Source organism: Clostridium sp. CTA-1 (genome assembly GCF_054768215.1).
Genome location: NZ_BAAAAP010000005.1, coordinates 67,195 through 79,345 on the forward strand (window position 1 = coordinate 67,195; position 12,151 = coordinate 79,345).

The following is a 12,151-nucleotide window of genomic DNA, read 5'->3' on the forward strand; positions in this document are numbered from 1 at the left end:
TATTAAAATATAGAAAATCAAAATATTAAGGGTTAAAGTATAAAAACAACTTTTTTATACTTTAACCTTTTTATAATAAAATTAATTTCTATATAGATATTATAAAATTTAAATTTGTATTTACAATATTAGCTTTCCCTACAGCTTTATTTTCTGTTTCAGAATCTTTATTATCATCTATAAAGTTTTTTATTAAATTATCCAAATTTTCTTTAGCTGAATTTAAACAATCTTCATTTTCTGAATTATTAGGCGTATTTGTGTTTGGGGCAATTAGTATATTCTTGTTTTCATTATAAGCATAGGCTGTTACAGTACATTTCAAATGTTTTTTATTATAATACTTTTCAGTTCTATTTCTTTTATTATATGAACATTCTTCTATGTTTTTTTATATGTATTTTAAATTTATTTACTTATAATGATAAGTAAATGTTATTTTTTACAATTATACGTTTTGTATTTACCTTCTCTATTTCACAATACTCAACTTCAATATTACGATAACATTCTGCACAAATTCCTTATATAAAGCTTTTACTCTATCTATATAAGCATCATCCTAGTATTTTATATTTTTTTTATTTCATCTTAATATATCTTATTCATAATTTTAAAATATGGCACTAACATTTAAACTTATATTWTATATTTTCTTGGAACTATAAAATTATCATTATAAATACACTATTTATGTAATAGATTTATAAAATTATTTATTTTGTAATATCTCTTTTAAAATAACAATTACATCTGATACTAATTTAGGACAAAATGTGGTGAGTAATTCTTCTTCCTGAATCTTTTTCATATCTTCAGAATTCGTAAGGTCATATCCTAAAAGATCTTTACATATAACTGAATCATATTTTTGTAAGAACTTTTCTCTAAATTCTATTAACTTAGAAATATTTTGTTCTTTTATATGAGGGGTATCTGGAATACTATGACCATATTTTAATCCTATGGCCATAAGTGCTCCAGTTACTGCTCCACAGGTACTTCCACAAAACATCCCTCCACCAAAACATGCTGATATTTTTTTAGCTATAATCTCATCTATACCTAGATCTTTAGCTACACTACTTAAAACCACTTGTGAACAATCAAACCCCTCTGAAAAAGCTTTTAAAACCTGTTGTTCATTCACTTATATAACCTCCCTATTTGTAGTAAATTAGAAATTTTTGATAATTTTATTATATCATATACTATAGTCATCATGCCTAATAAAGGGTCGAATATTGTAAAATATTGATAATATATAGTAATACCACCCAATCACTGTATTACGTTTTTCTATTTGACACAAGTTAAACAAGCATATACAATAATTGTGATTATACACTAAAATTAACATGATTTTGTAGTTATTTTAGTAAATATATCTATATACATAAAATAACTAATATATAAACTATTTATACTTATATATAAACTATTTATAAGCATACAGTTTGAATTTAATATTTAAAATTATTTTTAAAAAGCTTAAGGGAGGATATATAAATGAATACTTATTATGATCCACAGGACCTTGGAAAGTTTGGAACAATTGGAGAAGATGCACCTGAACTGTGGGAAAAATTTCTTGAATATTATGGTGAGGTTTTTAAAGAAGGAAATTTAACTGCTCGTGAAAAAGCAATTATAGCTTTAGCAGTAGCACACGCATTACAATGCCCTTATTGCATAGATTCTTATACTCAAACTTGTTTAGAACAGGGTGTAAATAAAGAACAAATGATGGAGGCAATTCATGTAGCCGCTGCAATTCGTGGAGGTGCTACTTTAGTTCATGGTGTTCAAATGAAAAATGTAGCAAATAAATTAGAACTTTAAAGGGAGTAAGATATGAATAATAAAAGTTATTTAGATAAATTAGATTGTATTCCTAGCTTTGAAAGCAAAGTGACTAATAAAGATTTTTGTAAAACTAATAAATCCTTAACAACAATACAAATAAATATTGGAAAGCTTTGTAATTTATCCTGTAGACATTGCCATGTAGAAGCAGGTCCAAGCCGTACAGAAATTATGAATTTAGAAACTATGAAAGATTGTCTACAGGTTTTTAAAGAAAATAATTTTTCTATTTTAGACATTACTGGAGGAGCTCCAGAAATGAATCCTAATTTTGAATGGCTTGTTAAAGAAGCTATAAAAATAGGAGCTAAAGTTATTGTACGCTCAAATTTAGTTATATTAAGAGAGGAAAAATATAAACATTTACTAGAATTTTATGCAGAAAATAAGGTAGAAGTGGTATGTTCTCTTCCCTATTATAGTGCTAAAGATGCAGATAGACAGCGTGGTGAAGGAGTTTTTAATGAAAGTATTAATATATTAAAAAAATTGAACAAGCTAGGATATGGAAAAGATGAATCTCTAGTTTTAAATCTTGTATACAATCCAGGTGGAGCATTTTTACCACCACCTCAAGAATCCCTAGAATTAGAATATAAACAAAAATTAAAAAAGGAATATGAAATAACATTCAATAATTTATTTACAATTACTAATAATCCTGTAGGTCGTTTTGGAGCATTTCTTAAAAGAAGTAATAACTTAGAAGGATATATGGAAAAACTTTCAAATAGTTTTAACTCATCAACTGTAGAAAATATGATGTGTAGAGATCAACTTTCTATCGCTTGGGATGGAAAACTTTATGATTGTGATTTCAACCAGACATTGGGATGGACTGTTAATGGTAAAAATCATATTAGTATGCTAAAAGGTAATCCCATTGTAAAACGCCAAATTTCTTTAGGAAACCATTGCTATGCTTGTACTGCTGGTAGTGGATCAAGCTGTGGTGGATCTACAACATAATAAAAACCAAAATACAGAGTTTTGTTATAACTTCTGTATTTTGGTTTTTGTATTTATAACAAACATTAATATATAAAATATTGTTCTTATTATTTATATTTAAAGGCTATCAATATCCCTATGAAATTTTAATAATTTTTATTATAGACCCTCTTTTCAATTTAATTAAGCTATATTTATTTTTCATATACACTGATACACTAGCTATAGTTATTTTATATATTAAAGCATTCTATTGCCCTTATATAAAAATATGCATAGAATAAAGTTGAGTGAAAAAAATTTGGGGAGGATTTATTTACTTATGAAGTGTATAAATTTTAATGAGTTTAAATGGTCAAAAGAAAACTTGCAAATGGGAAAATATGAACATGATGCGGAAAAGTTTTTTTCTAATGGCTACTATTCTTCGGATATAAAAGAAAAAATTAAATTTTACACCATTTCAATAAAACTAAAGCCTTCTTTTATAGATGCTTATTTTAATAGAGCTGAATTATATAAAGAATTAGAAGAATATAATAAATCTATAGAGGACTATAGCAAAATTTTAGAATTAGATCCTAAAGATAAAGATTGTTACAATAATAGAGCTATTGTATATTATTTAATAAAAGATTATGATAAAGCCCTACAGGACTTAGATAAGTTAGTTTCCATAGATAAACATTATAAAAACATATATTTTAATAGAGGTATGGTTTTCCTTGAAATAGAAGATTATAAAAGAGCAGCCATTGAATTTACAAAAGCTATACATGAAGACTCGAGAGATAGTGAAGCCTACGAAAATAGAGCTTTTGCTTACTATAATTTAAAGAAATATTCTCCTTCTATAAAAGATTATACCAATGCTCTTAAACTCAAACCTGAAAATAAAAATATTTACTTAAATAGAGGAACTATGTATTATAAAATGAAAAGCTATGAAAATGCTATATGTGATTATATGAAAGCTTTAAATTGCAAAGAAAAAGATCCTTCTTTTTATCATAAAGTGTACACTACTTGTAATGATAACCTTAATAAAAAAATTGTACCCTTTGTTAATTTCAAATAACATAATACATGGAAAAGGTTGCAATGAGATTATATCCTAAAAAACAATGTAAATGTTATAATGAACTTTTCTTAAAATTTACTATATATTTTAGTAATTTCTATGGAGCACTAAAAAATCCTAAGAACTTGTTTCAAGTGTTCCATATGATTTATTTATCACAATTAATATTAATTTTAAATTACTCTCAATTACGAATCTAAAGCATTAAAATATAAAAAAATCAAAGCTTACTATGCAAGCTTTAATTTTTCGTCTATCTTTAATAACTTATTTTTATCTTCTGCTGAAAATACAATGGTATCATTAGCTTTAATTACAGTTGATCCATTAGGCGTAATGATTTTTTCCCCTCTTCTAATCATAATTATTAAAACATCTCCTGGAATGTTCATATCCTCTATAGCTTTACCTATCATTTTACTGTTTTTATCAATATTAACTTCTAATAATTCCACTGCAAACTCTTCATAATCATTAAAAGTTTTAAGTACTGTTTCTTCCTCTCCTACTAGATTAAGCTTCTTAGCTATAGGAACAAATAGTGTTCCTTGAACTAAAACAGATACTAAAGCCACAAAGAATACTATATTAAATATTTCATCTGCTACTGGAAGTCCTGCCATTAATGGATAAGTAGCAAAAACAATAGATGCCACACCACGGAATCCAACCCAAGACACAAGTAGCATATCTTTTATAGGCTTTTTAAATAATGTTAATACGAAGAATACTGCTATTGGACGTGCTACAAATATAATAAAAGCTGCAGTTGCAGTTCCCTTTAACGCTACCCCTAATAATTGAGATGGGAAAACTAATAAACCTAAAGTAAAGAATAGTAGAATTTGCATAAGCCAAGATATACCATCGAAATAGCGAACTAAACTTACCTTGTTCACAAGCTTACCATTTCCCATAACTAATCCTGTAATGTAAACTGCTAAAAATCCATTTCCCATAGTTGCACTGGCTATAGAATAAGATAATAAAGCTATACTAATTGCTAAAACAGAATAAAGTCCTTCAATATCAAGATTTATTTTGTTCATTAACCACAAGGCAATTTTACCTATTAAAAGGCCAACCAAAACTCCTATTAATATTTGTGTTGTAAGAAGTATTACTATATTATGTTCATTACCTGTTATAACGCCTAAAAAGATAGTAGTCAACATATATGACATTGGATCATTTGAACCGCTTTCCATTTCTAACATAGGAGCTAAATTATTTTTTAGATTTAAATTTTTAGAACGCAAAATAGAGAATACAGACGCTGCATCCGTAGAGGAAATAATAGAACCAAGTAGCATTCCTTCAAGAAAAGTCATGCCAAGAAAATGATGAGCAAAAATACCTATAAGAAAAGCTGTTAAAGCTACTCCAATAGTAGCAAGAACTGTAGATGGAAAAATAATAGGTTTTGCGGTTTTCCAGTTTGTTTCAAATCCACCTGAAAACATAATAAATAGAAAACCAAAATTACATAGCTGACTAGCTAATTGAGAATTATCAAAATAAATCCCACCTAAGCCTTCAGAACCCATTATCATACCTATTGCAAGAAATATAATAAGTGTAGGTATACCATACTTATATAAAACTTTACTTGAAATTACACATAGAAACAAAATCACACCAGAAATTAATAAAACATTCATACACTACCTCCAACCTTTATGTTTATTCATTCTTATGTCTTTGATTAATAAAAAAGTGAAATGAAAACAGAGATTAATTAGAATAAATATTTATATTCTCATATTGGGATATTTAATTATAACATATAAATTTTAAGGATTTTTTAATATTCATGTTAAAATTTTTTAAATATTTTAAATATTTTATAAAGAAATGTTTTTTCATAAATAGAATATATGATGAAACCTTTGATTTTAAAAATAACTTACTATAAAATTATTAGAAAATTAAATATAATTTTGCGAAAAGTGTTTTCTTCCATATAAAGATTAGAATTTCTTATCTAAGGTCTTGCCACTGTTATCTTCCATGTTTATAAAAAAGCAAATATCCAACAGTGATAATGACTTTTACATAATACCACGGAATCCTTACAGTGGCCAGACATAAGATAAATCATCTAAAAATTCAGATAAACATAATAATATATATTGATTTTCAGATATTATTTATATTATAAATTTTTATGTTAACATTATTCAAAAACTTTTCTAAATAGATATATCTATTTCATTATTTTACAAATATTGTTTGTAAATTCTACTGGATCATTTATTGTTAATCCTTCTATAAGTAAGGCTTGATTGTATAATAAATCTGTGTATAATTTAAGTTTATCTTTATCTCCTTCATAAGCTTCTTTTAATGACTTAAATACATCATGATTTATATTTATTTCTAAAACTTTATCTGCTTTTATGTTTTCATTGTTAGGCATAGCATTTAATACTTTCTCCATTTCAATTGAAAGCTCACCCTCATTTGCTAAGCATACTGGATGATTTTTTAATCTTTTTGAGGCTCTAACATCTTTAACTTTTCCTGATAAAATATCCTTCATAGATTCAAACAACTCTTTGTTTTCTTTATCCTCAGAGCTAGATGTATTTTCTTTTTCCTCACCTTCTATACCTAAGTCACCACTTGATACAGATTTGAATTCTTTCTCTTTATAATTCATAAGCATTTTAATAGCAAATTCATCTATATCATCTGTAAAGTATAGTACTTCATAGCCTTTATCTAATACTCCTTCTATTTGTGGAAGTTTTTCAATTCTTTCATTAGATTCCCCTACAGCATAATAAATATATTTTTGGTCTTCTGGCATTCTAGAAACATATTCATCCAAAGTAACCATCTTTTTCTCTTTAGAAGAATAGAACATTAATAAATCCTGTAATACATCTTTGTTACTTCCAAAATCACTATAAACACCATATTTTAATTGTCTACCAAAGGATTCATAAAATTTTTCATACTTTTCTCTTTCCTTTTTTAATAAGCTCTCTAATTCATTTTTAATTTTAGTTTTTATGTTTTTAGCAATCAGCTTTAATTGTCTATCATGTTGTAGTATTTCTCTAGATATGTTAAGAGATAAATCCTCAGAATCTACTATACCTTTAACAAAACCAAAATAGTCTGGTAACAAGTCTCCGCACTTATTCATAATTAAAACGCCGTTTGAGTATAACTCTAAACCTTTTTCATATTCTTTTGTATAGAAATCATAAGGTGTTGTTTCTGGAATAAATAAGATTGCATTGTAGCTTACTATACCATCAACACTAGTATGAATATATTTTATTGGTTTATCAAAGCCATAGTGCTTTTCAGCATAAAAGTTCTCATAATCCTCTGCTTTTAGCTCATTTTTATTTTTTCTCCAAATAGGAACCATACTATTTATAGTTTCTTCTTCTTTGTATTCTTCAAATTCTTCTTTATTGTCCTCTTTAGGTTTTGTCTTTGTTAAATCCATTTTTATTGGGTATCTAATAAAATCAGAGTATTTTTTGATTATAGATTTTAATGTATATTCATCTAAAAACTCATCATAGTTTTCTTCTTCTGTATTATCTTTAATTTTAAGTATAATTTCTGTACCATAGGATTCCTTTTCACAAGGCTCTATAGTGTAACCCTCAGCTCCCTTTGAATTCCATTTGTAAGCCTCATTACTCCCAAAGGCTTTACTTATAACTGTAACATCATCAGATACTAAAAAAGCTGAATAAAAGCCTACACCAAATTGACCTATTATGTCGTAGCCTTCTTTTACTTCATTTTCTTTTTTAAATTGCAAAGATCCACTCTTAGCTATAACCCCAAGATTATTCTCAAGCTCTTCCTTTGTCATACCAATACCAGTATCGGAGATTTTTAATATTCTATTTTCCTTATCAGAAATTACTTTAATATAGTAATCATCCCTTTCGAATTTTAAGGAATCATCTGTTAGAGTTTTGTAATAAATTTTATCAATAGCATCACTAGCATTGGAAATAAGTTCTCTTAAAAAAATCTCCTTATGAGTATAAATTGAGTTAATCATAAGATCTAAAAGTCTTTTAGACTCCGCTTTAAATTGTTTAGTTTCCATATCAGTCTCTCCCTTCAGAATAAAAACTACAAATACACTTTTATGTATTTATTGTAATCTCATGTAGCATAATTGTTAGCACTTTAACCTAGCGAGTGCTAACGGCTACTTTTTATATAACATATTTAAGGATTTATGTCAATATTTTAAGAAATTAATTAACAGTTATTATCCCTTTGAAAGCCAATCATTACATGCTTTTTATAAAAAATTTTATTTAAATACAATAATTAATTAGTGTACAAAAAATATAACTAAAATAAAAATACTGTATATAAAATTCTAAAAAAATTATCCTCAATTTCATTATATCCCCATATTCTTGATAATTCCTTTTGTAAAATTATAAGAATATGCGCATAAGGACCTCCAAATGATATCAACTTAATAAAGTCTAATCTTATATAGTAAATTAAAGATTTTAATAGATTTTAAGAAATATTTAATATAAAATGTAAAAAACTAATATTAAGTCATAAAATACATGTTAAAATATTATTATATAAAATTTTTATATTTCATATTGAAAGGAGAACAAAATTGAATAAAAAAGTAGCTTTAAATTGGGCAAAAATACAATATGAAGAAGGTGATGAAAAAAACAGAAAATTTAAGAATATAAGAAAATTTTTTGATATGAAAGAAAAACAAGATTATACCATTGATGATGAAACCTGGTCTGATATGGATATGGATAGAATCTATGGAAAATTAGATAGAAACTCCAGTACTTTAGGGGAATCTGTTTTATATTATATGCTTAGAAACCCCTTAAATAATGAAGAAAAATTAAAAAGCAGGAATAATCTAATTCAGCTATTTAAAGAGGATGTAAATTTAAGAGATAAGCTTTTGATTATATACTATGAATTAGGTAGAGATAGAAAGAATACTTTCTTAGACATGATAGAAAGTGAACTAGTGGTAAATAAAATAAAATATTATTTATATACAATATTAGGTAAAATTTTCCCTTTAATAGCTATCCTGCTTACTGTATTTGCAAATGTAAATTATGCTAAATATATAGCTATTTCAGCTGGTTTAAATATGTTTGTTAATTATATTGAAAGAAATACAATAAAATCTAAAGGAATTATATATTTAAGGGCAATTATAAAAGCAGCTAAAAAAATAGGTAGTATAAAAAGTAATGGTCTTAACTATTATACAAATAATATAAACCATAATCTTAAACAGGTAAAATCTATTGACAGAGGCACTTTTTTAATAGGCTTTGTAAATATGTGGCAGGGTTTGTTTGAGGCTATATGTGTAATATTTTTAGTAGAAGAATGTGCCTATTATAAAGTATCTGAAGTTTTAAAAGACAAGAAAGAATACATAATGGATATATTTTATATTTTAGGTGAATTAGAAGTATTACTATCCATATCTGGATATCAAAAAAAGTTAAATGAATCCTATGTAAATCCTATTTTTACAGAGGAAGTTTCCTTAGATATTAAAGAAGGTATTCACCCACTTTTAGATAAACCAGTATCAAATTCTATTTCTATTAAAGATAAAGGAATAGTACTTACAGGTACAAATATGTCTGGTAAATCAACATTTTTAAGGATGCTAGGTATAAACATACTATTATCACAAACCTTTTATTTTGCATTAGCTAAAGAATATAAAGCTTCCTTTTTTAATATAGTATCCTCTATTAGTCCTAATGATGATCTATCAAAGGGAAAAAGTTACTATATGGCTGAAGCAGAAGGAATACTTAGAATAGTTAAAGCTCTTGAAAAAGATTTACCTGTATTCTGCCCTATAGATGAAATATTTAGAGGAACAAATCCTATCGAGAGAATAGCTATGTCAGCAGAAATACTTTCTTATCTTCAAAATGGAAGAACAGTTTCTATTGTAGCTACCCATGATAGAGAATTAGTAGATATTTTAAAGGATAGTTACCAGTTTTATTATTTCAGCGAATCCGTTGATAGTAAGAATGGATTAAACTTTGATTATAAGCTAAAGGTTGGAGTTTCTAATACAAGAAATGCCATAAGACTTTTAGAGTATATTGGCTATCCAAAGGAAGTAACTGAAAAAGCCTATAAGAGAGCTGAAACTATTAAAGGATTTATTTAACTTATCATAATATACCATAAGCTATTTTAAGACAATATTAAAAATAATATTGTCAGTATGTAAGTTAAAAATTTATAACTATGTAATGACTACTCTTAAATTAATTCATATATTAAATAATTTATTTGTATTATTATTATAAGGACTTATTTGGGTTTATTTAAACTACCCCAGATAAGTCCTATTATTATTAAAATTTCCTACAAGAAAATATTAATGTTTTTTGATTTTATGATAATGGCTTAAAAAAGAAGAGTATAGCTAATGTTACCCTCAACTCTATTTCCCTCTTATTTTCCATTTGTATATGTTTTTACTTTAATAGAAAAAATAAATATAATAAAAATTTATGAAAACGTATTGACTAGCATGTACGTACAAGATATAATTTAGTTATATTAACTTGTACGTACATCTTTCTAATAGATAAAAATATTTACGAAAGTATAAATAATAAAGGGGGATTATAATATGTCTAAGTTTTCAAATGACGTACAGCAATTATTAGAATATATTGGTGGAAAAGAAAATATCTCTGCAGTAACCCATTGTGCAACCCGTATGCGTTTTGTATTAAATGATATTAAGAAAGCTGATGTTAAAAACATTGAAAAAATTAAATCCGTAAAAGGGGTTTTTACACAGGCCGGTCAATTTCAAGTTATTGTTGGTAATGAAGTATCAACATTTTATAATGAATTTGTAAAAATAGCAGAAGTAGATGGTGTTAGCAAAGATCAAGCCAAGGTAGCTGCTAAAAATAATATGAATTTTATGCAAAAACTACTGGCTAATTTAGCAGAAATATTTACACCTCTTATCCCTGCTCTTGTAGTTGGAGGTTTAATATTAGGATTCCGTAATATTATTGGAGATATTAAATTAGTTGAAAATGGAACTAAAACTTTAATACAGGTATCACAGTTTTGGCAAGGAGTTCATTCCTTCTTATGGTTAATTGGTGAAGCAATTTTCTTCTTCTTACCTGTTGGAATAACTTGGTCTATTTCTAAAAAGATGGGCACCACACAGATTTTAGGAATAATATTAGGACTTACTTTGGTTTCTCCTCAACTATTGAATGCTTATGCCGCTTCAAGTACTCCTATCGATAAAATTCCAGTTTGGAATTTTGGCTTTGCAAAGATTCAAATGATTGGTTATCAGGCACAGGTTATTCCATCCATGCTAGCCGGTTTTCTTTTAGCCTGGTTAGAGAGATCTGTACGTAAAATTGTGCCAGAATATATTTCAATGATTGTAGTACCTTTTCTTTCCTTAGTACCTACTGTATTAATAGCCCATATTGTTTTGGGTCCAGTGGGTTGGAAAATAGGTACAGTTATAGCAAACGTAGTATATTCAAGTTTAACTTCAACTTTTGGATGGCTCTTTGCAGCGGTATTTGGATTTACCTATGCACCTTTAGTAATTACAGGATTACATCATATGACAAATACTATTGATTTGCAAATAATGGCCGAACTTGGTGGAACTAATTTATGGCCAATGATTGCTCTATCCAATATAGCTCAGGGCTCTGCTGTTTTAGCAATGATTTATTTAAATAAAAATAATGAAGAAGAAAAACAAATATCTATTCCAGCAGCAATTTCCTGTTATTTAGGGGTAACGGAACCAGCTATATTTGGTATAAACCTAAAGTATGTGTTCCCTTTCTTAGCAGCTATGATAGGTTCTTCCATAGCCGCAGTAATATCAGTAGGTTCAAATGTTATGGCTAATTCAATTGGAGTTGGTGGCCTACCAGGCATCTTGTCTATAAAGCCACAATACATGCTGTCTTTTGCATTAGCAATGTTAGTAGCTATTGTTGTACCTTTTATACTTACAATTGTGTTTTCTAAGAAAAAAAAGTGGAGTAAAAAAACACAATAAACTAATTACATTTTAAAGAAAAAAGCTTTAAAATTACCATAATAAGATTTGAAATAGAAAAATGCTTAGAATATAAAATAATAGTTCAAATAAAAGTAAATTTAAAATACAAAATTTCAAAGGAAAAACATCTTAAAATAATATTACAAATAGAAAAGGAG

9 protein-coding genes are annotated in these 12,151 nt (G+C 26.8%); 5 read left to right on the plus strand and 4 right to left on the minus strand.

Translation table 11 applies throughout. From position 1 onward, the window contains the following. Positions 1-88: 88 nt before the first annotated feature. Together ACYUEW_RS05320 and ACYUEW_RS05325 are read right to left on the minus strand one after the other, a co-directional pair. Entirely contained in the window at positions 89-325 is a 237-nt protein-coding gene (locus ACYUEW_RS05320; protein ID WP_460276355.1) for a hypothetical protein, read from the minus strand. Between the two features lie 387 nt (positions 326-712). Beyond that, the gene (locus tag ACYUEW_RS05325; RefSeq protein ID WP_003485666.1) at positions 713-1,150 is read right to left on the minus strand and encodes a C-GCAxxG-C-C family protein; all 438 of its coding nucleotides are present in this window, start codon (positions 1,148-1,150) and stop codon (positions 713-715) included. Between the two features lie 359 nt (positions 1,151-1,509). Between ACYUEW_RS05325 and ACYUEW_RS05330 the strand changes: the two genes are divergently transcribed. From ACYUEW_RS05330 to ACYUEW_RS05340, 3 genes are all read left to right on the plus strand, one after another. After that, positions 1,510-1,842 carry an arsenosugar biosynthesis-associated peroxidase-like protein gene (locus ACYUEW_RS05330; RefSeq protein ID WP_030035275.1) on the plus strand — a complete coding sequence of 111 codons (333 nt, stop codon included), beginning with the start codon at positions 1,510-1,512 and terminating at the stop codon, positions 1,840-1,842. Positions 1,843-1,854: 12 nt separating this feature from the next. Next, on the plus strand, positions 1,855-2,835 hold the full coding sequence (gene arsS, locus ACYUEW_RS05335; protein WP_460276356.1) for an arsenosugar biosynthesis radical SAM (seleno)protein ArsS: 981 nt from the start codon (positions 1,855-1,857) through the stop codon (positions 2,833-2,835). A gap of 304 nt (positions 2,836-3,139) precedes the next feature. Then, entirely contained in the window at positions 3,140-3,895 is a 756-nt protein-coding gene (locus ACYUEW_RS05340) for a tetratricopeptide repeat protein (protein WP_460276357.1), read from the plus strand. Positions 3,896-4,128: 233 nt separating this feature from the next. Here the strand turns inward: ACYUEW_RS05340 and ACYUEW_RS05345 are convergent, their stop codons facing one another. Then, the gene (locus ACYUEW_RS05345; RefSeq protein WP_003485658.1) at positions 4,129-5,559 is read right to left on the minus strand and encodes a potassium/proton antiporter; all 1,431 of its coding nucleotides are present in this window, start codon (positions 5,557-5,559) and stop codon (positions 4,129-4,131) included. A 545-nt stretch (positions 5,560-6,104) separates the two neighbouring features. Continuing rightward, complete coding sequence (gene htpG / locus ACYUEW_RS05350; RefSeq protein ID WP_460276358.1) at positions 6,105-7,985, minus strand: molecular chaperone HtpG; 1,881 nt, start codon at positions 7,983-7,985, stop codon at positions 6,105-6,107. Between the two features lie 540 nt (positions 7,986-8,525). Here htpG and ACYUEW_RS05355 point away from each other — a divergent pair. Together ACYUEW_RS05355 and treP are read left to right on the plus strand one after the other, a co-directional pair. Continuing rightward, positions 8,526-10,091: a MutS-related protein gene (locus tag ACYUEW_RS05355; RefSeq protein WP_003485654.1), complete on the plus strand. Its 1,566-nt coding sequence runs from the start codon at positions 8,526-8,528 to the stop codon at positions 10,089-10,091. Positions 10,092-10,562: 471 nt separating this feature from the next. Further along, positions 10,563-11,990 (plus strand): PTS system trehalose-specific EIIBC component, encoded by a 1,428-nt coding sequence (gene treP, locus ACYUEW_RS05360; RefSeq protein WP_003485651.1) that lies wholly within the window; start codon positions 10,563-10,565, stop codon positions 11,988-11,990. Positions 11,991-12,151: the final 161 nt, after the last annotated feature.